Origin of the sequence: Psychrosphaera sp. F3M07 (assembly GCF_018860345.1) — a bacterium.
GTDB lineage: Bacteria > Pseudomonadota > Gammaproteobacteria > Enterobacterales > Alteromonadaceae > Psychrosphaera > Psychrosphaera aquimarina.
This window is the reverse complement of record NZ_JAHKPJ010000023.1, coordinates 14,300-39,830: the sequence shown is the minus strand read 5'-3', so window position 1 is coordinate 39,830 and position 25,531 is coordinate 14,300. Positions and strand designations below refer to the sequence as shown.

28 protein-coding genes are annotated in these 25,531 nt (G+C 36.9%); 16 read left to right on the top strand and 12 right to left on the bottom strand.

Features of this window, described 5'->3' with window-relative positions:
* Positions 1-240: 240 nt before the first annotated feature.
* From KO505_RS13950 to KO505_RS13930, 5 genes are all read left to right on the top strand, one after another.
* Positions 241-447, top strand: coding sequence for a PspC domain-containing protein (locus tag KO505_RS13950; protein WP_216056090.1), 207 nt, complete (start codon positions 241-243; stop codon positions 445-447).
* Positions 448-464: 17 nt separating this feature from the next.
* Entirely contained in the window at positions 465-794 is a 330-nt protein-coding gene (locus tag KO505_RS13945) for a hypothetical protein (RefSeq protein ID WP_216056089.1), read from the top strand.
* 63 nt (positions 795-857) lie between these two features.
* The gene (locus KO505_RS13940) at positions 858-1,301 is read left to right on the top strand and encodes a copper chaperone PCu(A)C (RefSeq protein WP_216056088.1); all 444 of its coding nucleotides are present in this window, start codon (positions 858-860) and stop codon (positions 1,299-1,301) included.
* Between the two features lie 19 nt (positions 1,302-1,320).
* On the top strand, positions 1,321-2,298 hold the full coding sequence (locus KO505_RS13935; protein ID WP_216056087.1) for a DUF2333 family protein: 978 nt from the start codon (positions 1,321-1,323) through the stop codon (positions 2,296-2,298).
* A 10-nt stretch (positions 2,299-2,308) separates the two neighbouring features.
* Positions 2,309-3,064 (top strand): TIGR04219 family outer membrane beta-barrel protein, encoded by a 756-nt coding sequence (locus KO505_RS13930; protein WP_216056086.1) that lies wholly within the window; start codon positions 2,309-2,311, stop codon positions 3,062-3,064.
* Here KO505_RS13930 and KO505_RS13925 read toward each other — a convergent pair.
* Positions 3,061-3,954, bottom strand: a complete 894-nt coding sequence (locus tag KO505_RS13925; protein WP_216056085.1) for a TIGR03899 family protein — start codon at positions 3,952-3,954, stop codon at positions 3,061-3,063. The two genes, KO505_RS13930 and KO505_RS13925, sit on opposite strands and share 4 nt — an antisense overlap.
* 189 nt (positions 3,955-4,143) lie before the next feature.
* On the opposite strand from KO505_RS13925, the gene KO505_RS13920 reads away from it, so the two are divergent.
* Complete coding sequence (locus KO505_RS13920; RefSeq protein WP_216056084.1) at positions 4,144-6,375, top strand: EAL domain-containing protein; 2,232 nt, start codon at positions 4,144-4,146, stop codon at positions 6,373-6,375.
* Between the two features lie 90 nt (positions 6,376-6,465).
* Here the strand turns inward: KO505_RS13920 and uvrA are convergent, their stop codons facing one another.
* Positions 6,466-9,288, bottom strand: coding sequence for an excinuclease ABC subunit UvrA (uvrA, locus tag KO505_RS13915; RefSeq protein ID WP_216056083.1), 2,823 nt, complete (start codon positions 9,286-9,288; stop codon positions 6,466-6,468).
* Positions 9,289-9,439: 151 nt separating this feature from the next.
* On the opposite strand from uvrA, the gene KO505_RS13910 reads away from it, so the two are divergent.
* The 7 genes from KO505_RS13910 (at position 9,440) to KO505_RS13880 (ending at position 15,888) form a co-directional block, all read left to right on the top strand.
* Entirely contained in the window at positions 9,440-10,522 is a 1,083-nt protein-coding gene (locus KO505_RS13910) for a hypothetical protein (protein WP_216056082.1), read from the top strand.
* Positions 10,523-10,524: 2 nt separating this feature from the next.
* On the top strand, positions 10,525-11,310 hold the full coding sequence (locus KO505_RS13905; RefSeq protein ID WP_216056081.1) for a hypothetical protein: 786 nt from the start codon (positions 10,525-10,527) through the stop codon (positions 11,308-11,310).
* 80 nt (positions 11,311-11,390) lie between these two features.
* Positions 11,391-12,776, top strand: coding sequence for an MFS transporter (locus KO505_RS13900; RefSeq protein ID WP_216056080.1), 1,386 nt, complete (start codon positions 11,391-11,393; stop codon positions 12,774-12,776).
* Between the two features lie 2 nt (positions 12,777-12,778).
* On the top strand, positions 12,779-13,399 hold the full coding sequence (gene ssb, locus KO505_RS13895; RefSeq protein WP_216056079.1) for a single-stranded DNA-binding protein: 621 nt from the start codon (positions 12,779-12,781) through the stop codon (positions 13,397-13,399).
* A gap of 216 nt (positions 13,400-13,615) precedes the next feature.
* Positions 13,616-13,996, top strand: a complete 381-nt coding sequence (locus KO505_RS13890) for a PadR family transcriptional regulator (RefSeq protein ID WP_216056078.1) — start codon at positions 13,616-13,618, stop codon at positions 13,994-13,996.
* A 1-nt stretch (position 13,997) separates the two neighbouring features.
* Positions 13,998-14,555, top strand: a complete 558-nt coding sequence (locus KO505_RS13885; protein ID WP_216056077.1) for a hypothetical protein — start codon at positions 13,998-14,000, stop codon at positions 14,553-14,555.
* 163 nt (positions 14,556-14,718) lie between these two features.
* The gene (locus tag KO505_RS13880) at positions 14,719-15,888 is read left to right on the top strand and encodes a metallophosphoesterase (protein ID WP_216056076.1); all 1,170 of its coding nucleotides are present in this window, start codon (positions 14,719-14,721) and stop codon (positions 15,886-15,888) included.
* Positions 15,889-15,988: 100 nt separating this feature from the next.
* On the opposite strand, the gene deoD is transcribed toward KO505_RS13880, so the two are convergent.
* From deoD to KO505_RS13855, 5 genes are all read right to left on the bottom strand, one after another.
* Entirely contained in the window at positions 15,989-16,693 is a 705-nt protein-coding gene (gene deoD, locus KO505_RS13875) for a purine-nucleoside phosphorylase (RefSeq protein ID WP_216056075.1), read from the bottom strand.
* 186 nt (positions 16,694-16,879) lie between these two features.
* Entirely contained in the window at positions 16,880-17,050 is a 171-nt protein-coding gene (locus KO505_RS13870) for a XapX domain-containing protein (protein WP_216056074.1), read from the bottom strand.
* A gap of 47 nt (positions 17,051-17,097) precedes the next feature.
* Positions 17,098-18,015, bottom strand: coding sequence for an endonuclease/exonuclease/phosphatase family protein (locus KO505_RS13865; protein WP_216056073.1), 918 nt, complete (start codon positions 18,013-18,015; stop codon positions 17,098-17,100).
* A 277-nt stretch (positions 18,016-18,292) separates the two neighbouring features.
* Positions 18,293-18,583: a putative quinol monooxygenase gene (locus KO505_RS13860; protein WP_216056072.1), complete on the bottom strand. Its 291-nt coding sequence runs from the start codon at positions 18,581-18,583 to the stop codon at positions 18,293-18,295.
* Positions 18,584-18,620: 37 nt separating this feature from the next.
* A complete protein-coding gene (locus KO505_RS13855; protein ID WP_216056071.1) occupies positions 18,621-19,649 on the bottom strand; it encodes a zinc-binding alcohol dehydrogenase family protein in 1,029 nt (342 codons plus the stop codon).
* Between the two features lie 164 nt (positions 19,650-19,813).
* Here KO505_RS13855 and KO505_RS13850 point away from each other — a divergent pair, with 164 nt between their 5' ends.
* Both KO505_RS13850 and KO505_RS13845 read left to right on the top strand, forming a co-directional pair.
* Complete coding sequence (locus KO505_RS13850; protein ID WP_216056070.1) at positions 19,814-20,749, top strand: LysR family transcriptional regulator; 936 nt, start codon at positions 19,814-19,816, stop codon at positions 20,747-20,749.
* A 107-nt stretch (positions 20,750-20,856) separates the two neighbouring features.
* Positions 20,857-21,531, top strand: a complete 675-nt coding sequence (locus KO505_RS13845) for a hypothetical protein (RefSeq protein WP_216056069.1) — start codon at positions 20,857-20,859, stop codon at positions 21,529-21,531.
* On the opposite strand, the gene KO505_RS13840 is transcribed toward KO505_RS13845, so the two are convergent.
* Positions 21,528-22,538, bottom strand: a complete 1,011-nt coding sequence (locus KO505_RS13840) for an MBL fold metallo-hydrolase (protein WP_252731811.1) — start codon at positions 22,536-22,538, stop codon at positions 21,528-21,530. The genes KO505_RS13845 and KO505_RS13840 overlap by 4 nt on opposite strands.
* Before the next feature lie 142 nt (positions 22,539-22,680).
* On the opposite strand from KO505_RS13840, the gene KO505_RS13835 reads away from it, so the two are divergent.
* Complete coding sequence (locus KO505_RS13835) at positions 22,681-23,292, top strand: TetR/AcrR family transcriptional regulator (protein ID WP_216056067.1); 612 nt, start codon at positions 22,681-22,683, stop codon at positions 23,290-23,292.
* A 29-nt stretch (positions 23,293-23,321) separates the two neighbouring features.
* On the opposite strand, the gene KO505_RS13830 is transcribed toward KO505_RS13835, so the two are convergent.
* The 4 genes from KO505_RS13830 to KO505_RS13815 form a co-directional block, all read right to left on the bottom strand.
* Positions 23,322-23,783 carry a GAF domain-containing protein gene (locus tag KO505_RS13830; RefSeq protein ID WP_216056066.1) on the bottom strand — a complete coding sequence of 154 codons (462 nt, stop codon included), beginning with the start codon at positions 23,781-23,783 and terminating at the stop codon, positions 23,322-23,324.
* A gap of 161 nt (positions 23,784-23,944) precedes the next feature.
* Positions 23,945-24,412 (bottom strand): hypothetical protein, encoded by a 468-nt coding sequence (locus tag KO505_RS13825; protein ID WP_216056065.1) that lies wholly within the window; start codon positions 24,410-24,412, stop codon positions 23,945-23,947.
* Positions 24,405-24,743, bottom strand: a complete 339-nt coding sequence (locus KO505_RS13820) for a hypothetical protein (RefSeq protein ID WP_216056064.1) — start codon at positions 24,741-24,743, stop codon at positions 24,405-24,407. The genes KO505_RS13825 and KO505_RS13820 overlap by 8 nt, the downstream gene beginning before the upstream one ends.
* Before the next feature lie 111 nt (positions 24,744-24,854).
* A complete protein-coding gene (locus KO505_RS13815) occupies positions 24,855-25,520 on the bottom strand; it encodes a response regulator (protein ID WP_216056063.1) in 666 nt (221 codons plus the stop codon).
* Between the last annotated feature and the right edge of the window lie 11 nt (positions 25,521-25,531).

Sequence of the window (25,531 nt, the reverse complement as noted above, 5' to 3'; positions counted from 1 at the left end):
AATCCTACAATCCTACAATCGTCATATATAGGTGATGTAGACTAAATTAGTGGTGAATTTAACCATACGAACTTATTATTTATTAGGAGATGTTATTTTTACTAATAAATACAATGAGTTAAGGTTTTATATATATGGCATGTAGATTGTAAATACTTATTGTGTTTAAGGTTGTTGGCGTATTACTACATTACGTTGATAACAGAAGATTTTAATTGATCAATTCTATTGGAGAAAATTATGAAAACAAAATACATAGGTAACCCTATTACAAAAGACTTATTAAATAGAAAATTATCAGGCGTGTGTTCTGGTATAGCCAAGCATTATAATACACCAGTCATAGCTGTTAGAGCCGTGACAATTATTTTAGGAATTATGTTACCAATGCCAACGATATTTGCATACTTACTCGCCACATTGCTAATGCCTACTAGTCGTTATTAGTTATAAGGAGAGAGCTTGTGAATACCGTTTTAAAGGTTTTGTTTGTATTTATCTGTTTCGTTTGTTTATGGAATTTGAGCCCACTGCCAGAAATGATAGTAATCACCCAAAGTAACGTTGATCTTTCAGAAACATTTGTCGTTACAGGTGTTCTTATTCCGCTATCTATCATGGCAGTATTAGGTTTAATTATTATGCTATTTAGCCTTATCGGAGCCGTTTTAGTGACTATATTTATAGTAGCGTTTACCTTATTGGTTGTTGGTATGTCATTCTCATGGCCAATATTGTTCGCAGGGTTGGCGATATACTGGATTTTAAAAAGTCCTAATAGTCAAAAAGTGTAGGATTAAATAGGCGTGATTAATTGATTTTGTTATTGTACCGGCATAATTAAAAAGGAGCGCCTAATGAAATTGCTAGCTTTATTAACAATGTTAATTGGATTTTTCAGTCAAAATACTTTTGCCCAAAGTATAGAAATAACGGATGGGGAGTTAAGAGCACCAATTCCAGGAATGGAAAATACCGTTGCTTATATGAAATTAAGTAATTTGAGTGATAAAAATATTAAGCTGATAGCAGCAAGTTCTGTTTTTTCTGAAAAAGTAGAAATACATAATCACATCATGAACGATGGTGTTATGAAAATGGTTAAATTAGATGATTTATCCATTAAAGCAAACGAAACAAAAATTTTTGAATCTGGTGGATTACACTTAATGTTCATCGGTTTACATGAATCTAAAGATTTACCAAAAACAGTTGATGTATCTTTTGTTTTTCAAGATGGAACAAAGAAAATAGGCGTGTTTAACGTCAAATCAATTCACCAACAACATCACCACCATTAAAATAGAGTAGGAATTAAAAATGTATAAGTGGTTAAGTGCCGGCGTTATTAGTTTTGTTGTTTTGTTATTTTTAATTGCCCAATATTGGAGCTTCATGCCTGATAATTTTGATGTAGAGCAGTCATCAATTGAAAAAGCGAAAAGCTTGAATTCTGTACCTGTTACAGGTTTTACGACTACAAATACATTGATTGAAGTCACTCAAAGGATCTTAAATAAACCTGGCGGTTACTTATCTAATGATATCATGCCTCCAAGTGTATTCTTAGATAACATACCTGCATTTGAATTTGGTGCGTTGGAAATGATCCGTGATTTAGCGCTAACGCTTCGTAAAGACTTTAGTCGTTCACAGTCACAATCGTTAGAAAATCCTTATTTAAAAATAGCTCAACCACAGTTTAATATTGATTCAAAATCATGGGCTTGGCCTAGTGCGGAATCAGAATATAACAAAGCTATTGAAGCATTAATTAAATATCGAGATACATTAGCCGATAACAAACAAGGTGATGGTCAATTTTATGCTCGAGCTGATAATCTAAGAGATTGGCTTGGTGAAGTTGAAAAGCGTTTAGGCAGTTTGAGTCAGAGATTAAGTGCCAGTGTTGGTCAAGATAGGATCAATACGGATTTATCTGGTGATGCTGAAGCTAGTCAATCAACAGCAACATCAAATAACTTAATGGTTAAAACCAGTTGGTGGAAAATTGACGATGTATTTTATGAAGCTCGTGGTGCTAGTTGGGCGTTATTACATTTTTTAAAAGCCATTGAAATTGACTTTGCTGGCACATTACAAAAGAAAAATGCATTAACGAGTCTTCGTCAAATTATTAGAGAATTAGAGTCAACGCAAGAGTCTGTTTGGAGTCCTATGATCTTAAACGGAAGTGGTTTTGGATTATTAGCCAATCACTCTTTAGTTATGGCTAATTATATTTCACGAGCAAATGCGGCGATAATCGACTTAAACAAGTTATTAATTCAGGGGTAGTTATTTATTAATGCGGCATAAAATAAGTTGTCTTTATATACTTTTAGTTTGCTTAAGTAGCTTTCCTGCAACAGCTGACAATTTATTACAATTGTCAGCTGGTATTTCGTTTTGGAATTCAACTCCCGATGGCAGCTTTGGGGAGACCGCTGACTCAGTGCTTACATTAGATAAAAAATCTGCTGTACAATCAAGTTACTACTTAACAATAGAACATCCTTTTCCATTAGCTCCAAATATTAAGCTTTCAAAAACGGCCACTTCGAATAACTCAAGCAGTACATTAGATAAAACCTTTGTATCCAATGGTTCCATTTTTCGTGTTGCTTCTGCATTAGATGTGACTGCAGATTATGACCAACTGGATGTGATCACTTATTTTGAAATATTTGATAATAGAACATTAGAATTAGATCTCGGTATTACATTTAGGCAACATTCAATACACACACAGGTGACCAATCAAAATGATAAAAGTGAATCTGTTAGCAATAAAGTGTCTGATTTAGAGGTGTTAGCTTATGCTGCTGGTAAGGTAAACTTACCATTATTAAGTATAGGCGCATTCATAGAAACCAGTGTTGTAGATAAAAATAGTTACGACCTTCAAGCCGGAGTAAGTTATGAATTTGATGCCACAAAATTAGCTAAAACATACTTACAAGTAGGCGTCAGAACTCAAACATTTGAGTTCACAAATTTAGATGGGTTATATACTCAACTCGATTGGCAAGAGCTTTTTGTTGGCGTAGAGGTTCGTTTTTAAACTAATGAATCTGTGTTTGATGTTATGTCTAATAGAGAGTTGAAGTCGGATAATAAACTATTTAAATAACCTTTATTAAACTCAGTGGTGATGAGTTTACATAACTCATTTCCTGTTTGAGTTAATTTATAATAGGTTAGAATTACCTCTTTTTGTTTAACTCTAAGTTGATAACTTTTTCCGACATAAGATAAATGTATTGACTCTTTGTGTAAGTAAGGCGCCGATTCAATTTCTTGTTCGTAAATTAAACCTATCTCAGCTAATGAAATTATCTGCGGGTAAGACAAGCCAAACTTATTTAAATTAATAGTTTTTCTATTGTTATTGGAAAATATAGACATAAAAGTTGGTTTTTTATAAACCCCAGTCAGTATTTTTGCACTTTTGTCTTCGCCAATACGGCTTGTGAGATTAACGGCTTTATAAAAGAGTAATGCCTCTTTGGTACTTAACTCAGATAATACCTTTAAACTTTTATAAGAAAATGTTCCGATCTTACTTAATTCAACCGCAATAATCCTAGCCCATAATTCATGCATGGTTTGTGAATAACAGTTTTTAGCCAATTCAGTGAATTTCATCATCCAATCTAAATCCAATCTATCGAATTGCGCATCTTGGTTAATATACTCTAAGGCAAGGCTAAATATTTTTTCTAGGTTATTTTGTTGTCTGGAGGCGACTAATTGATTCCGTCTCTGTGCACGTTGGAAGCTAGTAAATTCGTTGTTTTTGAGAATTACTTTATCACCGCTTGCGACTTCTCGAACAATCGACTCTGACTCTGTTAAGTCATCAGATGTAACAATACCAAAATCTATACTCGTTGTTTGCTTCAACAAAGATAGATACTTTTCACGAGATGGATGCAGTATAGAATTTGACATGGCCGCAATAATATTTCCGTTATTAATATAACTAAACTAATGAAATTATTAGCTTTGTCAAAGTGTAATAGCAAATTTTCTATTTAGTTGAAAAAATTGATTTTTTTTCTAAACTAATAACTAGGGGAACAGATTAAAATTTGGTATAAATTAGCGAGTGGATTTTACTAAATAGGTGAAAATTATTAGATGTCGGCGGATAATGTGATTGATGAAAATATGTATCTCTTTGCAGGGCATGAAAATCACCTTGATATTGAAGAGCAAGATACTACGCAGGGAGTTTGGCGTGTTTTGATCGTGGATGACGAACCCGAAATCCATAAAGTCACAGAACTCGCGTTAGATAACTTAATTCTGTTAAACCGACGGTTGGAGTTTTTGCATGCATACTCAGGTAGTGAAGCCATAGAGCTGCTAAAAAATGAACCTAATGTCGCGGTTATACTGCTTGATGTTGTAATGGAAAGTGATGATTCTGGACTTATAGCATGTCAACGCATTCGGGAAGAATTAGGACTGATAGATGTGCGAATTATTCTACGTACCGGTCAGCCAGGTTATGCGCCTGAAGAACAAGTCATTATGCAATATGACATAAATGATTATCGAACCAAAACAGAACTTACTAGAAACAAATTACTCACCTCAATATTTTCAGCAATCCGATCGTACTCACAAATAGTAGAAATACGTCATTCTAGAAACTTCTTAAATAATTTAAATAGTTTAAATACAGATCTGCTTTCTCAGTCCGACTTACTTTCCTTTGTCGAATGTTTAGTCAAAAAATCGGCTTCGTTATTTGATCTCAGCCAAGGTGGTTTATTACTTATTGACCATCCTATTGAAAAAAACGAAGTGTCTGAAAAAGGTCATTGGGTTGCTTATGGAACTGAACATTTTTCTAAGAGCATTGGGCAACGTTATGAAAAGTCGTTAGACAGTAGAGTGATCAAACAAATTACAACCGCTATAACTGAAAAAGTGAATGTCATTGAAGATGATGGTTTGGTTATATATATCAATGCGCAATCCTGCTCTGGAGTTTTATATTTTAATTGCTCGGCAAGATGCGATATTCCTCCTCAGTTGTTGCAAGCGTTTGTGTCTAATGTTGCATCGGATTTAGATAATTCGTTATTACTAAAACGAGTAAGTAACATAGCTTATTGTGATGGGTTAACTAACTTACCTAATAGAACTCGTTTTATTCAGTTATTAGATGAATACACTGCGGGCAAAATCCCGGGTAATACAGTCGCGTTAGTCGACTTAGATCACTTCTCTGATATTAATGATGGATTAGGTCAAGAAGTCGGCAATAGTTTATTGTTATCAGTCGCCTCTAGGTTACAGCAGCATTTAGCCCCATCAGTGATTGTTAGTCGAATTGGCGCAGATATATTTGGCTTAATCGGTGATGAAGAAACGCTAGATTCTGAAGTACTGTTAGCTCTTTTTGAATCAGCATTTAAAGCTGAAGAACACATTATTCCTGTTAACGCTTCTATCGGGTACTGCCGAAAATTAGAAAATGATAAATCTGGTTTAGTGGTTTTGAAACACGCAAATATCGCTTTGAACCGAGCGAAAAAAGACATTCGTTCTCGTTACAGTTTTTATCGCCCTGAAATGGAAGATGAAACGAGCTGGCGTTTAGGAATGATCAGAAAATTAACGGCTGATTTCCACGATGGCAAGCTCCAAGTTTGGTACCAACCGCAATTGTGCGTAAAGTCAGGCAAAGTTATTGGCATGGAGTCATTACTGCGTTGGCCTGATGGTAATGGTGGTTATATTCCCCCAATCACTTTTATTCCACTAGCTGAATATTCAGGTCTAATTGTTGAAATAGGTGCTTGGGTCATTGAACAATCTTGCCGAGAGTTACAACGATTAAAGTCACTTTCCTACGATAATTTAAGAGTAGCGATTAATGTGTCGATGCCACAATTTAGAAATAGTAATTTTGTGCAAAGTATTATCACGACCGTAGAAAAGTTTGACGTTAAACCTGAATTAATAGAATTAGAAATCACAGAAAGTGTGGTGATGGATGATCCAAAAATTGTAGTCAAAGCGTTAAAACAGTTAAAAGCCAATAAATTTAGTATTGCCATTGATGACTTTGGCACCGGCTTTTCATCGTTAAGTTATTTACATCAATTACCTTTAGACAGAATTAAAGTTGATAGAGAATTTATTAAGGATATAGGCGAAGGCGGAGATGGAATTATAGCTGAAACTGTTATTAATTTAGGTCAAAAGTTAGGGTTAGAAACGATTGCTGAAGGAATAGAAACACAATTTCAACTCGACTTTGTTGCAAAGCTCGGATGTGATGAAGTACAAGGTTATTTCCACGCCAAGCCAATGCCTGCAGATGAGTTAGAAAAGTTTTTAGCCGCGGGTAATTAGCCTTACTTAATCCAAGTTATATTAAACGAAAAAAGGTGAGTAACTATTTACTCACCTTTTTAGTATTACTTATTCGCCAGCCCTAACTTGTTAACTAAGAAGTGGTTTTAAGTATTTAGCTGTGTGTGACCTTTCGTTATCACAAATATCTTCAGGCTTACCCGCTACTAAAATTTCGCCACCGCCCGATCCTCCTTCAGGACCTAAATCAATGATCCAATCTGCGGTTTTAATCACATCAAGATTATGCTCAATAATAACCAAAGTATTACCTTGGTCTCTAAGTCTATGAAGTACGCCTAGTAATTGTTCAATATCATAAAAATGAAGACCAGTTGTAGGTTCATCTAAGATATATAAAGTATTACCAGTATCACGTTTAGAGAGCTCTTTAGATAACTTAACTCGTTGCGCTTCACCACCAGATAAGGTCGTCGCACTTTGACCTAAACGAATATAACTGAGGCCAACATCCATTAATGTTTTTAGTTTTCTAGCAATTGCAGGAATGGCATCAAAAAATTCATGAGCGTCTTCAACTGTCATGTCTAACACTTGATGGATGTTTTTGTTTTTGTACATAACCTCCAATGTTTCTCGGTTATAACGTTTACTTTTACAAACATCACAAGGTACATATACATCAGGTAAAAAATGCATTTCGACTTTTATTAAGCCATCTCCCTGACAAGCTTCACATCGTCCGCCTTTGACATTAAAACTAAAACGTCCCGCCTTGTAACCACGAGCTCTAGATTCTTGGGTGCTAGCAAACAGGTCACGAATATTAGTAAATATACCAGTGTAAGTGGCAGGGTTAGAACGTGGCGTTCTTCCTATTGGACTTTGGTCAATGTCGATAACTTTGTCTAACATATCCATGCCGACAATATCTTTGTATGGTGCAGGTTCCGATGTAGTTGCACCGTTTAATTCACGATGAGCAATTTCATATAAGGTGTCATTAATTAAAGTAGATTTACCAGAACCTGATACGCCAGTGACACAGGTCATCAAACCTAAAGGTATATTAAGTGTTACGTCTTTAAGGTTATTACCAGTCGCACCACTTAACGTTAACCATTTGTTCTCATCGACAGGTGTTCTAACAGGCGGAATAGCTATTTGTCTAGTCCCCGACAAATACTGACCGGTTATCGAATTAGGTTCATCCATAATGTCTTGTGGGCTGCCTTGTGCAATGATTTCACCACCATGAACTCCAGCACCAGGGCCGATATCAATTACATGGTCGGCTTCTCGTATCGCATCTTCATCATGTTCAACAACAATAACGGTATTACCTAAATCACGTAAGTGGAATAGGGTTTGCAATAATCTGTCATTATCACGTTGATGTAATCCAATTGAAGGTTCATCTAAAACGTACATAACACCAACAAGACCCGCACCAATTTGACTGGCAAGTCTGATACGTTGAGCTTCACCACCAGATAAGGTATCAGCACTGCGAGAAACCGACAGGTAATTTAAGCCAACATTCACTAAGAAACCGAGACGCTCTTTGATTTCTTTTAAAATCTTTTCTGCTATTTGCGCTTTTTGTCCCACCAAGTCCATTTTGTCAAAAAAGTCATGCGCGTCGCCAATAGAAAGGTTAGCGATGGTTGAAATGTTGGTGCCATTAATGAAGACGTTTCTTGCTTCTTCACGTAAACGGCTACCATCACAACTTGGGCAATGTTGGGTGCTTATGTACTTAGTTAATTCATCTCTAACTGAGTTTGATTCTGTGTCTTTATAACGACGTTCCATGTTGGGTAAGATACCTTCAAATGGATGTGTGCGAGTGACAACGTCACCACGGTCGTTCATGTATTTAAATTCAATATCTTGTTTGCCGCTGCCATTTAAAATGACGTGTTTATGTTCGTCAGGTAAATCGTTAAATGGCAAGGTTAAATCAATTTTATAAAATGCCGCCAAAGAAGTTAACATCTGGAAATAATAGAAATTACGTTTATCCCAGCCTCTTATCGCACCGCCGGTTAAACTTAATTCTGAGTTAATAATAACTTTTTCTGCATCAAAATATTGTTTAACACCTAGGCCATCACAACTATTACAAGCCCCGGCTGGGTTGTTAAATGAGAACAGCCTAGGTTCTAATTCTTGCATAGAATAACCACAAACCGGACATGCAAAGTTAGCACTGAACGTAATATCAGCGTCATCTGAGTCCATAAACCCGATTTGCAAAGTACCGGCACTCAGTTCAAGGGCAGTTTCAATTGATTCAGCTAATCGCTGTTGTATGTCTTCTCTGACTTTTAATCGGTCAACAACCACATCAATGTTATGTTTTTTATGTAACTCTAACGTTGGTGGATCGGATAAGTCACAGATCTCTCCGTTAATTCGGGCTCTGATAAAACCTTGTGCCGCTAAGTTCTCAAGTGTTTTAACGTGCTCACCTTTTCTGGCTTTAACGACAGGAGCTAAAAGCATGATTTTAGAACCTTCAGGTAGTTCTAAAATTTTATCTACCATTTGAGATATTGTTTGTGCTTCAAGTGTTTCGCCATGAGTTGGACATGTAGGCGTACCTACGCGAGCAAAAAGTAATCGCAAATAGTCATAAATCTCAGTAATTGTACCTACAGTCGATCTAGGGTTGTGTGAGGTAGACTTTTGTTCAATAGATATTGCTGGAGATAAACCTTCAATATGATCAACGTCGGGTTTTTCCATTAATGATAAAAATTGACGAGCGTATGCGGATAAAGACTCTACATACCGTCTTTGACCTTCGGCATATAAGGTATCAAATGCTAATGAGGATTTTCCTGAACCTGAAAGCCCGGTAATAACGATGAGCTTATCTCGCGGTATATCTAAACTTATATCTTTTAAATTATGAGTTCGGGCACCACGGACTTCTATTTTGTTCATACGGAATTCTTATCTAATTGAACTGATCCATTAGTATGCCAGTTTGCAGCGCAATGTTTAATACTAAAATAAAATTTCGGCCAACTATTTATGGCGCATGTTAATTAAATATTATATAAGTAGAATGACATGTATTAAAAAAGGGACACACATGCGCGGGTTAAATAGGTATACGGTATATGGAATTTTACTTTGTATTTGTGGTTTGTTTTATTACGCCAATGTTAGGCAAACCCCTGTTATATTTGAGTATTTAGCCTTACTTCAATGGTTGAAATTAGCCACTCCTTTAGACAAGATCTCAAGTTTTATCGACGCATGGCTACTTAGCTTTATTTATATTCTTTCCGTCTGCAGTGTCTCTTTTGGTTTATTAAAAAACACAAAAATAAGTTTGTATTCTATTGTAACTTTCTGGTTATGTTTCGCTGTAGTGTTTGAGCTTTTTCAGCTTAATAACAGTGAATTTTATATTTTTAGGGGGACATTTGACGGCTTGGACATCTTAGCTCTGATATTAGGTTCACTCTTGTCATATAAATTGTTATCAAAAGTCGAAAGGAAAAAAGAATTTAACCAAAACAATTCAATCATCGTAAAAAAAATAGTATTACTCTTGTTTGGCACTTATGGCGTGTTGGGAAGTTATTATCCATTTAATCATCAATGTGAATTTCCAGATGGATCAATGCAAAAGTGCATGGTAGAACCAATTTATTTACCAATGTCACAAATAAGAGAGTCAGATGAAATATTTTTTGACTCAGAATTTGGGCAAGATCTCGCCGATAAATGGTCACATTTAGGGTATCCAACCCAGATATATAACGGCATTAAAAATGCGGGCAAGATATATCTTTATCAGAATTATTTGTTTGTTAATGATCGCTTTAAAGGTACACACGTGTTCGATAATAGCGACCCTTCAATGCCAAAGCATATCGCTTACTTCAGAGTTATGGGAAATCAAGATATTGCCATCCAAAACAATATTCTCTATTTAGACAGTTACACCGACATTGTAGCCATAGATTTATATCAACTAAACCATGAACAACCAGATCTTAATGTGGTACCAATAAGAAGAAACCGTAATGTATTGGAAGCTCCTGAGATAACTGATTTATTGCCTCCTGGCATATATTATTCAGGTACGGTTCCAGAGCTAGGTATTGTCATTGGATATACAACGTCAGAATTCGATGACTTTTATTTTTGGGACTTGGAGTTGTGATAATGAAAATCAAGTTACAAGTTATTATTCTCTCTTTAACTTCATTTTTAATAGGAAGTTGCGGAGAAACGACAACAGATTCATCTACCGGTCTATCTGGTCAGTCGGGGTCTCTAGCATCTATGACAATCGCTAACGGGGATTTACATATATTAAATAATGGTTATGTAATTAGCTTCGACTTATCTGGTGAGCTCGTATTATCCTCCAAAGTAACCTCTGATAGTCATAGTTGGGATGCAGAAACCATATTTAACTACAACAATGAATATTTGCTGGTGGGCACGGACAATAGTGTAAATATATTTTCATTGAATTCAGAAAGTGAAGAGTTACTGCCCGCTGAGTTTGTATCTTCATTTCAACATTTAACCGCAAGAGATCCAGTTATTGCATTGGAAGGTATTGCCTACTTTACAACGCGAGATGGAAATGAAAGTACACACACAAATAGGGATGCGTTAGGAGTTCTCGATATTTCAGATATCACTACCCCTATTGAAATACTGGTAGATAACTCCTTAAAAGAGCCGTACGGGTTAACGTTATCAAATGGAAGTTTGTTTGTATGTGATAAAGCTGCAGGTTTGACTAAATTTAGCATTGAAAAAGATGAATTAGGTAATGTTTCGGCATTAGTATACCAACAATCCTATAGTATTTATCCTTGTAATGATGTCATAGCTAATGGCGATTTACTTGTATTAACCGACCCTAAAAGTGTAAATCAGGTGCGTGTGAATGGTTCAGAACTGGAGCTTGTTAGTAAAATCGAACTTTTTTATTAACAAGGTTAATTATGAACAAAATTCTACGATAAATATGCTAATATCCGTCCTCAATTTTTACTAGGTGAGGCGTGGGCTCAGTGGAGCAATCTAATCTAAACTCATTAGAGAAACGTGCAGCAGTTTCTTTAGCATTAATATTCTCAATGCGTATGCTTGGTTTGTTTATGTTAATGCCAATTCTTGCGATTTATGGACAAGAATTAGAAAACGTATCTCCTTTCTGGATTGGGGTAGCAATTGGTGCATATGGCTTAACACAAGCCTTGTTTCAAATACCTATGGGTTGGTTATCTGACCGTTTTGGCCGTCGTCGTATCATTGTTTTTGGTTTAGTCATCTTTGCCATTGGTAGTATAATCGCCGGACTTGCCACTAGTATCGAAATGGTCACGTTAGGCCGAGCAATACAAGGAATGGGGGCAATCGCTAGTGCCGTGCTTGCACTTGCATCCGACGTTACTCGTGAAGAGCAACGACCTAAAGTGATGGCAGTTATAGGTATGTGTATTGGACTTAGTTTTGCAGTTGCTTTAGTTTTAGGGCCTATGATCGCGGAAGCTTTTGGTTTGCAGGGTGTGTTTTTTATAACGGCGGTTATGGCAGTAGTGGGTATTGTTATCACGTTAACCGTTGTGCCGGTATCCTATACTCGTGGTCATTCAAGTGAAGTGACCGCGTCTAAATCAAATATTATGGCTATGTTGTTTAATGGCCAATTAATACGATTGGACTTAGGCGTATTAATTCTTCACTGGTTAATGACATCTATTTTCATCGCACTTCCGATTTTATTCAAAGACTCAGGTTTAGCCGTAACCGATCACTGGAAAGTATATTTACCTGTGTTGTTTTTGTCATTTGTCTTTATGGTACCTATGTTAATAGTTGGCGCTAAAAAGAGCATTGAAAAAAGCCTCTTTGTATTTGCTATTGGTTTAGTGATATTAGCATCGGTGTTAATGGTATTTTCTATATCAATATGGCCTTTGATAGTAGCGGTTTTTATATTTTTCATTGGTTTCAACTTCTTAGAAGCCAGTCTTCCTGCACACGTATCTCGACTTGCTCCAGCTGGTCAAAAAGGGACTGCGATGGGGGTATATTCTAGTAGCCAATTTTTTGGTGCTTTTTTAGGTGGCGTATCAGGCGGTTACATTGCACAGAACTTTGGATTCAGTTATTTGTTTGCCGCTAATGGGCTAATTGCGTTAATATGGTTAGTCTTGGCGTTTGGCATGAAATTACCAGCAAGTTCAAAAAGGGTATCAATACCGTTTGAACCTAAAGCTGGCTTAGACTATCAAGAATTTATCAATCAATTAAGCGAATGTGGAGGCGTAATGGAAGCCACATTTGTTGAAGATGAACGTTGTATATATTTAAAAGTAAATAAAACCGATTACGATCGACTTAGTGTTGATCAGTTAGTAGAAAAGATTAATCAAAAAGATTCAGGAGAATAGCTATGGCTCGCGGAGTCAATAAAGTAATTTTAATTGGAACTTTAGGCGCAGATCCTGAAGTCAGATTTATGCCAAATGGTAATGCAGTTGCCAATATCAGCTTAGCAACAAACGAAAGCTGGAAAGATAAAAATACTGGCCAAATGCAAGAAAAAACAGAATGGCATCGTATCGTAGTCTTTGGCAAGTTAGCTGAAGTTGCAGGCGAATATTTACGTAAAGGTTCACAGGCTTACTTCGAAGGTAAGTTGCAAACTCGTAAATGGCAAGATCAAGCAACAGGCCAAGATAAATTCACAACAGAAGTTGTGATTGATTTTGGTGGCCAAATGCAAATGTTAGGCGGTCGTTCTGATAATGCAGGTTCTAGCCCACAAGCTGGTGGTTTTAAACCTCAAGCACAACAGCCGGGCGGTTTTTCTCAGCAAGCACCTGCGCCTCAGCAACAATCTCAAGCTCCTCAGCAACAAGCTCAGCAGCAGTATCAGCAACCACAAGGTGGTTTCCAACCTCAGAGCCAGCCTCAACAGCAACAACAGCCTCAAGGTGGTTTCCAACCTCGTCAAGCGCCATCGGCTCCACCAGAGCCATCAATGGACTTTGATGACGATATACCTTTTTAATTTCTGATAAAGCAGTTTTTATACTGTAAAGGTAAAACAATCTAAAGCCCTGTTATCAGGGCTTTTTTGTGTCTGAAAATAAGTAACACCAACTATTTCCAGTTAAAGATCTCACCCTGAAAAATATATTTAACAAAAATATTAACTTTGTCATGTCAAAAATATGTGTTATACATTGTACTATGTATTACAAGGTATGGTGCAATGCACAGTTAAATGATGACAAAACATGAAAATCTAAATGAGAAATGGGATGTGCAGCTTCGCAAAGGTTCGTTGGAGTTGGTGATCCTAGCTGCGTTAAAAAACCGAACACTGTACGGCTTAGAAGTGCTTAAATTACTGCACTCCTTTGAAACGATGAAGATCACTGAAGGGACGCTTTATCCTTTATTAGATAGGTTAAAACGAGATGGTTTAGTTAGTGCTGTATGGCAACATGAAGGAGAGACTCGTCCAAGAAAGTATTACCAGTTAACACAACAAGGTGAACAAAAACTAGATATTGTGACTAAACGTTGGCGTCAATCCGTTAAAGATGTGGAGTTTTTAATTCAAAACCCTGGTCCAAAATCAATACAACTTAAGGGAGAATAATATGTCTGAACATGACCCTATTCACTACTACTTAAAATCACTATCAAAATACTTATCGAGATTGGAAAAAACGGAAGCCAACGAGGTTATTCGTGAAATAGAAAGCCACATTTTAGATGCACTTGAGTTGCAACAACAAAATGGTCAAAAAGAGGATGTTGACGCTATATTATTTGGCTTTGGTGAGCCAAGAAAATTAGCTAATCAATATGTAGAACACCTATTACAAGGTACGCCGCCACCTACAGGTTTTAAAGCAATACAAACTGTGAAAAAAGGCGCAACTAAAAGTTTATACTACGGCATGGGCTTGTTTGGTTTTGCCATTTCAGCATTGCTACTTTTAGTGGGTATTGGGAAGTTATTTTACCCAGAATATATTGGCGTGTGGTCTGCCGCGCAAGGCAATAGCGTCACAATTACTTTTTCCGAACATATTTATCCAAACTCAGACGAGTTGTTAGGCTATTGGTTAACCCCTATCGCTGTAGGTCTTGGCGGTGGCATTACTTGGTTAACCAGAAGTGTACTTAGGGTGCTTAAGCAAAACATCCACTAATACTTATTACATTTTAACGTACATCTTCACTTGCTGTTTATAACTGCGAGGTGGTTTTGTTCGGCCAAAAATTGGCAAAAACTTCAAGAGTCGGTGACTCATCAATATTACGTTTTGGGCATATCCCTTTGTTTGATAAGCCAATAACAAGAGGAAAGTTAGTATGTTTAAAACGATAAAAACCAACTTAAAACACTTTTTTATTACATTTTTTATTCTCTTTATAATGATTGTAACCTTTGGTATTTACCACGGGGCAGAAGCTAATTTAGATGAAGATAGGTTAGCCTTTAAGCTTGATAAAGAAGGCCCTCATATCTTTTTCGAAGATGACAAGATGGTAGTAAATTATGTTCGTGGTGGAAAACCAGAAGGTTTTTATAATGATCAAACCATTCACTCAATAGAACATCAAGTCGCTGTAAAAGCGCATTTCCCATTAGATCAGGAAGATATTAACTTTACCGTCAGTTCGGTTATCAATACTCCAGAAGTTAGCTATGAAGACGAAAATCCAATATTAGCGATTTCAGATATCGAGAGTGGCTATAAGGCATTTCGTGATTTTCTAATAGCCCACGGTGTTATTGATGAACAGTTGAATTGGCAGTTTGGTAAAGGTCATTTGGTATTAGTTGGAGACGCGGTTGACCGCGGTAATTCAGTGACTCAAGTATTGTGGTTTATTTATAAGTTGGAGCAAGAAGCTAAAAAGCATGGAGGTAATGTTCATTATATTATTGGTAACCATGAAATAAAAAATCTTCAAGGCAATTTCTACAGTGCCTCTGAAAAGTATCTGTATGTGGCTTCAATAGTTGGCAAAACACAACTGGATTTATACGGAGAAAATTCATTATTAGGTCGTTGGTTGGCAAGTAAAAACAGCATTGAACGTATCAATGGTAACTTGTTTGTACATGGCGGCATTCATCCTAAATTAAGTGAATTTGATTATACCCTTGAGCAAATAAACCAGATTGTCCGCAGTAATTATAGAAAGCCATATTTTACTAAGCGAGAACGTGGTGATGAAGAGTTTTTAGTGTCATCTAAAACAGGACCGGCTTGGTATCGAGGTTATTTTAAAGATGATTTAAGCCAAGAGGATGTCGAAAAAGGGTTAGCCAAGTTTGATGCAAAATCGGTTGTTGTTGGTCATACATTACAATGGTCGGTTCAAAAACTGTATCAAGGAAAAGTGTTCGCGATAGATGTGAAACATCCAAATGATTACCGAGTTAGTTTTCCGGTAAGAAGCTCAGAGGGATTATTGATAGAAGGTGATGACTATTATCGGTTACTGGATGATGGTAGCAAAGAGTCATTGTAGCGTTTGTTGAGTGACTAAATACTTAATGAAGTTGGTATTATTCGATATGTGATAAAAAAGCCTTAAACATGTTGTCATGTTTAAGGCTAAGTTATTTAAATTACAAAATACTTTCTAACGTTAATTCCATCATTTCTTTAAATGTATTTTCACGTTCATCGGCAGTGGTGACTTCACCGGTTTTAATATGATCACTAACCGTTAATACCGTTAATGCTTTTTTACCATATTCAGCCGCTACACCATAAAGGCCTGCCGCTTCCATTTCTACCGCTAGAATTCCATATTTTTCCATCTTGGCAAACATTTCTGGATTTGGGGTATAAAACAGATCAGCAGTGAAAATATTACCCACATGTACATTTGTTTTTAATCGGTCAGCGGTATCTACTACTTTTTTCAATAAAGAAAAGTCTGCACAAGCGGCAAAATCAACATTGTTTAAACGTTGACGATTGACATTAGAATCTGTACTTGCTGCCATGCCTATAACAATGTCACGTACATGAATATCGTCACGTACCGCGCCGCATGAACCAATACGAATGATCTCTTTCACGCCATAATCTTTATACAGTTCAGTGGCATAGATAGAAACGCTAGGGATGCCCATACCAGAACCCATTACAGAAATAGCTTTACCTTTATAAGTACCAGTGTAACCAAACATATTACGGACACGTGTTACGCATTTGGCATTATCTAAAAAATTATCGGCAATGAATTTTGCTCTAAGAGGGTCGCCTGGCATTAATACTGTTTCGGCGAAATCGCCCATTTGGGCTTCAATGTGTGCTGTTGACATAAGAGTTAACCTTTTTGTTAAGAAGTATAACTCAGTAAGTTTCAAGCCAGACTGAGGGACTCAGTTCTGCTATCAAGGGTGTTTTACTGACAATTTAATATAAAATTATAAGTGATTAAAATGATTGTTTATCTTTGTATTACTATAAACAAACTTATTAGTTTTAGAAAATGGATCCATAAGTTTTTAACTAAAAAAACGTTCTGTTATCCATTGGTACCCAACTCCGCCTAGATAAATACCAAATATACCAACGATCCCTGACAGTACAGGTGGCGCCGGTAATGGCAATTTAAAAAATGAGAAAATAAGTCCCACTAAAACACCAATTGCTAGTGCTGTTAATATTTCGGCCATAACATTCCTTAATTGTTGAATATGGTGCCATGTATTTAGATGAACATTTACAACTTCAGCTGTACTGAAATTGGGCAATGATCAGTTAAATTTCTAGAAAGCTCTCTTGTATAAGTTTCAGTAAACACTAATTGATCAAAAGAGTTGTCTACGTATAATTTTTTAGCGTTTGGACTAAAAACGATATGGTCTATGTAATCTTTGTAATATCCACCCCAGCATTTTGAGTCTGCTGTTGCTGTTGGAGTCCATAACTTCTCTTGACCTTCGTCGTCTATGGCTTGCCATAAACCTTGTTCTTCGGAGTGATTAAAAGCAATGTCTTGAGAAAAACGACGATTAAAATCACCTAAAACCATATACGCTTTATTGTCTTTTGCTTGGTTATCAATCCATTGTTCCAATGGCTTTATTTGTTGACTTAAAATGGTACAAGCTTCTTTTCTGTGAATTTCTTTATCAGACGTGCTTGGCATAGCGCCAACGGTTTTACTATCTAATGGATTAGCAAAACAACCTGACTTTAAATGAACAGCTAATAGTGTAAGTTCTTTACCATTTCTTGAAAGTGTCAGCTCCATGCCGTTTCGAACACGGGCGACATCAAGCGCTTTATATTCTTGAGCAACAACCGTTAGCCCTGAAGATTTTTTTACTGCTACACCAACACGTTGCACCCAGTCGCGAGTGGTAAAATAAAAGTCGTAATCATTGCCAAACACTTTTTTAGCCCATTCACCATTTTCTACTTCTTGTAATGCAATGACATCTGCGTTGAGGGCTTTGGCATAAGCGGCCAGTTTTTTATAATCGCTTTCTTTTCGTTCGTTGTACTCGTGTGAACCTAACCAGGCAATATTCCATGATGCCACTTTAATGGTCTCTGACGTTGAATCGGCTGATGCATGATGAATACTAAATAAATTTAATAATAGAGTTAACGTGATTACAGCTAGACGTGTCATTTTTGCTCACTTATCTCAGAGAGATTACTACGATTTAATGCGCCAATAATTGGCAATTTACACATTATCTAAGAATTAAGTTAGATAATGCCCATTGGTATATTGCGGCTAATAATATCTTTCTTGACCAATTGGTCAATAGAAAAATGAAGTGGGTAAAAAAAGTTTAATATATGGCAGGAAGAACTAGGCTAAAAATATTCTAGCCTAGTTTCATGATGGTTTTGTTACAAGGGGGGAAGATAAAGTGGGCTGTTAAAAACAAACGAGTTTAATTTTAGCCAATCATCGTCATTTCATTAAGCACAAAGGCGTCAACCGCGTCTTCAGTTGCCGCTACATATTCCGCTAAATGTTTATTGTTCATATGAGTTTGCCATAATTCACGACTTTCCCAGTTTTCGTAAAACATAAAGTGGGCAGGATTTTGATTGTCCTGATGTAAGTCGTAATTAATACAACCCGGCTCTTTGCGAGTGATAGCAATCAGCTTTATTAACTCATTTTTCACCAAAGTTTCTTTACCTGCTTTCGCAGTAATATTTGCAACAATTGTAAGTTTAGACATAGTAATACCTTTTCTTATGCAGTTAGTTTAGAAATTGTTAGAAACCTTGTAATACGATTTTGCCAATCGACTTACCTGTTTCAAGTTCTTTATGCGCTAACTTCAAGTTTGCCGCATTAATCGTTCCTAAGTCTTTAGCAATAGTCGTTTTAATAAAGCCAGAATCAATTAACTGTGCCACTTGGTTTAGTAGTTTACCTTGTTCGTCAATATCACTAGCGTTAAACATAGAACGAGCAAACATAAACTCAATATGCAAAGACAAGCTCTTTAGTTTCAATTTCATAACATCTAAGCTATTTTCTGGATCGTCAATCATAGCTATTTTGCCAAATGGGGCTGACAGCTCAATATAACTATCATAGTAAGTTTCGGTGCCATTTAAGCTAGCAATATGAGTCACTTGCCCAATATTTAATGCTTCAATTTGAGGTTGCAATGGTTGAGTGTGGTCAACAACATGATCAGCACCTAAGTTTGTCACCCATTCTTTAGAGCTAGTTCTTGAAGCCGTAGCAATAATAGTTGCCCCCGTAATCACTTTGGCTAATTGAACTAAAATAGAACCAACCCCACCTGCAGCGCCAACGACTAATAATACTTCGTTAGATTTTTCAGTTGCTCCGGCTTTTTGTTGTTTGATATTTAAATGTTCAAACAATAATTCGTAAGCGGTAATTGTAGTTAATGGCAATGCAGCCGCTTCTGCGTCGCTAACACTGTTTGGCTTAAAGCCAACAATACGTTCGTCGACGAGTTGGAATTCAGCGTTACTACCTTGGCGGGTAAAATCACCTGCGTAATATACAATATCACCTGGTTTGAAGTTTTGTACTGACTCACCTGCAGCAACCACTTCACCAACAGCATCCCATCCTAAAACTTTAGATTCGCCCTCAGCTGGTGGCATGTTAATACGCACTTTATAGTCAACCGGATTTACCGCGATGGCATTCACTTTTACTAATATGTCACGACCTGTAGCGATTGGTTGTGGTAATTCAATATCGATGAGCGACTCGGCTTGATCGATTGGTAATGATTTTTTATAGGCAATGGCTTTCATAATTTTTCTCTTTATTTAATAGTTCAAACTCATTGTTAATTAATCTGAGCTGATGATTAGGTTTATTAATTCTTCGTATTGTTGATGTGGGTCATTCTAGGGGTTGCTTTAATAAAGATAAACAGCATAATAATTGAATCATTATCAAATATTTTTTGACAATCATGTTATTAGAAGACCTACAAATCATCGTAAAAGTGGCTGAATTTAGAAGCATCACAGCAGCGGCCGTGAGTTTAGACATGAGAGTGGCAACTGCAAGTGCCGCCATCAAACGGGTTGAAGCGGCCTTAGGTATGCAATTGTTTATTCGTACCACCCGACAGTTAAGGTTATCGAGTGCCGGTGAACGATATATTCCCGAATGCCAACAAGCATTGTTGACGTTAGAGCAAGCAAAACAAAATATGCAAGATGAACAAGGCAGTGTTGAAGGAGAACTGCGTATTGCCTTGTCCTCAGATTTAGGACGTAACGTTGTTGCGCCTTGGCTTGATGAGTTTGTGCATGAACACCCTAAGGTCAAATTAAAACTGAACATAAGCGACAGTAATATTGATTTTTATCGAGATGCCGTTGATGTTGCGCTTCGTTATGGCTCGCCTTCAGAATCAAATTTATATGGTTTTAAAATTTGTAACGTGCCAGGCGTTTTATGTGCAACATCCGAGTATTTAACACAACATGGAACGCCTGTACATCCACAAGAGTTAGTCAGCCATAACGGCTTGTTTTATCAATTACACGATGTGATCAATGATGTTTGGACATTTACTTCAAATGGGCAAGAACACAAAATCAAAATGTCAGGTAATCGTGCATCTAATGACGGTGACTTAGTTAGACGTTGGTGTGTGGCAGGTCATGGGCTCGCGGTAAAGTCGTGTTTAGATGTTGCTGATGATTTACTTGAAAAAAGAATAATCAGTGTGATGCCAAACTACCAACCAAGAACCAGTGAGCTTTGGTTGGTTTGTCCAAGTCGGCAATCTATTACACCGGCTATTCGGCTTTTAAGAGATATGCTCAAGCAGAAATGTGCGGTGATTTTACAACACTTGGTTGCTCACGAGTTTATCGATTCACACTCTGTAAGATGACTATTAGCAAAATTTGATTTTGATATGAGGTTATATTCAATATTGTTTTAGAACAGGACTGGTTCTTGCTTAGTAAAAGCAAGCTAATTTTTTCAGTTAACACAATTATGATCAGTAATATAAATACCACCACAACGTTGGTCGATCCAAGTTACAGTAATGTTGCTTCAACAGAGGCTACTGATAATGACAGCGAAACTTTATCAACCGATGTTCAAACCGATGCTAGCAGCAGTGATACGATTTCTCTATCAACGAGAGCACAGAAGTTGAGTGCGATTGCCAACGAATTTTTTAATGGCAAACCTATAGATTCGTTAGATATAGGGCAATTAGTTGAACGCGTTTATGAATATGGTTTGATCAGCGCTACACAATATAGTGCGCTTGGTGGTGGTCAAGAAAGTGAGTCGGAACCAACGGCCACTGAAAGCGTTGTGCAGTATATCGACGACCTCAAAGCTAACTTAAATGGATTGGGGGCTGATCATACATTTGGTGAGGTGAGTTTGTCTGAATTACAAGCTGCGCTAGACCAATCTAGAGGTATCATTACCAAAGTTAACATGGAAGAAAATAACACACATTTAAGCCAGGTTATTGCTCAAAGTAAGCAAGTACTAACGCAGGCTTATGATTCTGACCAGTTTTCCAGTATGTCTGAAGATGATAAGTTAACCATGGCTAGCGTTATAAAAACGCTCACTGTGATTGAACAATTAAATACAAAACAAGCCGATAATTCATTAGCTAGTAAATATGCCAATGTCGCTTTGTATTAATCTTGAGGATTAAGCCACCATTGTGTTGTTTTTTCAGGAGTTTGTACTTTTACAGCTTCACCAAACATTGGGGTTAACAAGTTTACACCTTGGTCAGCGGCAAGGTCAGTGATCCGTTGTAAAGGTTCAAACCAGTTATGCAGAGATAAGTCGAATGTACCGTTATGGATTGGCATCATCGCTTTACCTTTTAAATCTATGTGAGCTTGTAAGCTTTGTTCTGGAAACATATGAATTTCTGGCCACAGCTTGTTATAAGCGCCAGTTTCAATAAAGGTTAAATCAAATGGACCTAAACGATCTCCAATTTCTTTAAAGCCATTAAAATATCCAGAATCACCACTAAAATAGATGTTTGACTCCCAACCTTTTATCGCCCAACTGGCCCATAACGTTTCATCTTTGTCGAACAGACCTCTGCCCGAAAAATGCTGTGACGGTGTTGCGGTAATAGTTAAGGTTTCAATTTGAGTTGATTGCCACCAATCTAGCTCAGTAATTTTGTTTTCCGGTACACCCCAGTCACGCAAGTGTTGGCCAACTTTTAAGGGGGTTATGAAATACTCAACTTTGTCATTTAATGCCGATATTGCTTGTTTATCTAAATGATCATAGTGGTCATGGCTAATGATCACCGCTTTTATTTTAGGCAGTTGCTCAATAGAAATTGGCGGTTGATGAAATCGTTTTGGCCCCATCCATTGCACAGGTGATGCACGATCACTGAAAACAGGGTCAAATAATATTAAATCCTGATCGATACGTACTAATATGGTGGAGTGACCAAGTCTGAAAACCGTATCGGACTGATCTTGATTGAGTTGGTCAGCCGTTAAAGGTAATACCGGAATATCAAAGTTTGGCGTTGCTTGAGTACGATCGTCATTCCAAAAAGCTTTGATCATTTGATAAAAGTCACTGGCACTGGTTTTATAGTTTATTTCAGAGTTAGTGAATTTTTGAGTTTGCTCATTACTGTCAAACGCCTTTGCGCAACCAGAAGCCATAAGTATTAACCCTATAAGAATTGAAAATTTAAACATTATTGTTAACCACTAAAGTAAACTACACAGTGCAGTTTAAATTAAAAAATTGAAAAGTAAACTAACAAGTGTAAAAATGTTTGCTCAGGTATATTGAGACTAAGTCATGGCAGAACAAAAAAAGACAAGAAGTGTGATTAAACGTGAAGCTATTATTACGGGCGCCTTAGCTGCATTTCAACAATATGGTGTTGCCGATTCTAGCATGGACAAAATTGCGGAATTAGCGCAAGTCTCTAAACGAACCGTTTATAATCATTTTGAAAGCAAAGAAGTATTAGTTGCTGAAATCATTACCAGCGAGTGGGAAAAACGAACGGTTGTTTATGATGCATTATACGATGCAAACAAAGATATAAAATCGCAATTAACTGCGTTAGTGGCAAATGAAGTTGAGCTAATGTGTGATAGTGCGATGATGGAATTGGTTAGAGTCGCGATGGCGCACTTTTTATTCGCACCTGACACACTGCAACATCAAATGGCAAAAATGTTTGAACAAGAAACCGCACTGCAACGTTGGTTGAAATTAGCCATGGCAGACGGAAAGTTAAAAACGTTAGATGTGAATTTTGCTCATGACCAAATTAAAGGATTATTGAAATCTCGCGCTTTTTGGCCTCAGCTATTACGTCAGCAAGAGCCTTTAACTGCTAATGAAAAAACAGAATTAGTTGATATGACGGTAGGTATGTTTTTAAGTTATTACCAAGCCTAAATAAGACAGCTCGTAATATGAAATTATCACTATTTCATTACTAACGATTTGTATTGGTTAATGTTTTGCTCAATGTAATCCGCTAAGTTGGTAACTAATGTTACTTTATCTTCATTAAAACTATCCACCTGAGCAAACAAAGACGTGAAATTAACGGTTCCGATCACATCGCCATTAGTGTCATGAATTGGTGCGGCAATGTAACTTTCTAACTTAACAGACAGATATACTGGGTGTTGCGACATATTATCCATAATACCAACATGGTTGTAACGCATCACTTGATTCAGTTTATACACATCCCTGCAATAGGTGTCGTCCAGAGGGAAAACCATTCCAGCTTCAAACACACCTTTCATTTCGCTGTCGACCATGACTAATGTATAACTTTCACCGTTTATATAACTAACAATGGCCGTTTCCATATTTAATTCTTTTCTAACTGAATGTAATAGTGTCGATAACTGTTCGAGAAAACGTGTATTAGGCATTGATAACCTTTTATAGTTTGATCTAAACAAAGGCATAATCTTGTTTAGATATATATCGAGTTAAAGGTAAGGTGGCATAGAATACTGCGAGATTCAATGGCTTTAATCAATTGTAGCTAATTGTTAAAGCCATTAGATAGGAAGGTTAATTTGAAGTAAAATTAGACGCTGGTGTTGATAATAGATGTTCTATCTTCTATATCAAATTCTTTAAATACTTGAGCCATAATAGACTCTTTATCTTCATCAGTTAATTTGTCTGTATCACCACTTGCTAGCTTTTCTTCAACTAACTCAGCAAGGTAATCAACCAATGAGCTTATTTGATCGCTACTCTGTTTTGGAGGCGGTGGTGGTCTTTGACCTTGGTCGGCAACTTGCGCGATATCACCTAACTCTTTTGCATCGAAACCAAGCTCAGCCAACGATTCCTCAAGAGCAGCGCTTGGTTTGATGCCCGCTTCCGAAAACGTTTCGATTATAGATAATGCATCGGACTCTGTTAAATTTTCTGGATCATACTGTGACAATGTATCTGAAATTAATGTTTGTTGATCTTGTGTTAATTTTTGCTCACCTCTTGGAGGAGGTGGCGGCATTGACATGCCTGAACTTACTGAATTAATCATTACAGCCTCTCTTTGTTTTGTTTTTATGGTGTGGTGGTTTGTGATCTTCAAATTCTTGTTTACTGATGACTCCGTTTTGATCGGCATCAATCCGGACAAATATTTTTTGAGGGTCGCCATGAGGGTGTTTGTGTGAAGCAAACTCTTCGGTATCAATATCGCCATCAGAGTTGATGTCTAGTGTTGCAAAGTTTGGACGTTGTTTATGAGTCTTTTGACCTTGATTGTCATTACTTGAACAACTTTCTTGGTCTGCCATTGTTGGCGCGGCTTGCACTAGGCTCGCCGTACTGAAAACTAAAGATAATAGTATGGTTGAATACATGCGCATGAAATGCTCCTGTCATCTAATGTTGAAATAACTTTCAACATTAGAGTAACGACAGAAGTTGCAAACATTGTGCAAACAAAGAGAAAGATAAACAGGTGTTATTTCAGAGTGTTATAAAACTAGACGGTAGCCGGTGCCATACACTGATTGAATCCAATCTTTACCATCACTGATGTCCGCTAATTTTTTACGCAGCTTTTTGATGTGACTATCTATAGTGCGGTAATTTACAATGCGATGATCAGAATACATATTTTGCATCAGTTGTTCACGAGTAAAAATTCGTTCAGGTTTATTGGCTAATGGTTTTAACAGCTGGAATTCAACCGAGGTTAAAGAAACTTCTTTATTATTAAACCCAACAATAAACCTATGTTCATCGAGGTGTAACTTATCAGAGCTTTGTTCTATCACTGTGGTTCTGCGTAATACGGCTTTAACGCGAGCAACCACTTCTCTAGGACTAAATGGTTTACAAATATAGTCGTCGGCACCTAACTCTAATCCTAATAATCGATCAATTTCATCCACTTTTGCCGTAAGCATTAATATTGGTATATTGGAAAATTGACGGATTTCTTTACATATATCAATGCCACTTTTGCCGGGCAACATAATGTCTAATATGATCGCATTAGGTTGATGTTCTTTAACCCAATCAACTACGTCATTGCCTTGATGTATCAAGTGGGGGGTATAATTCGCTTGTAAAAAATAGTCAGACAATAATGTGGCAAGTTTAATTTCATCTTCCACTATTAAGATAACATTCGACATATCAACATACC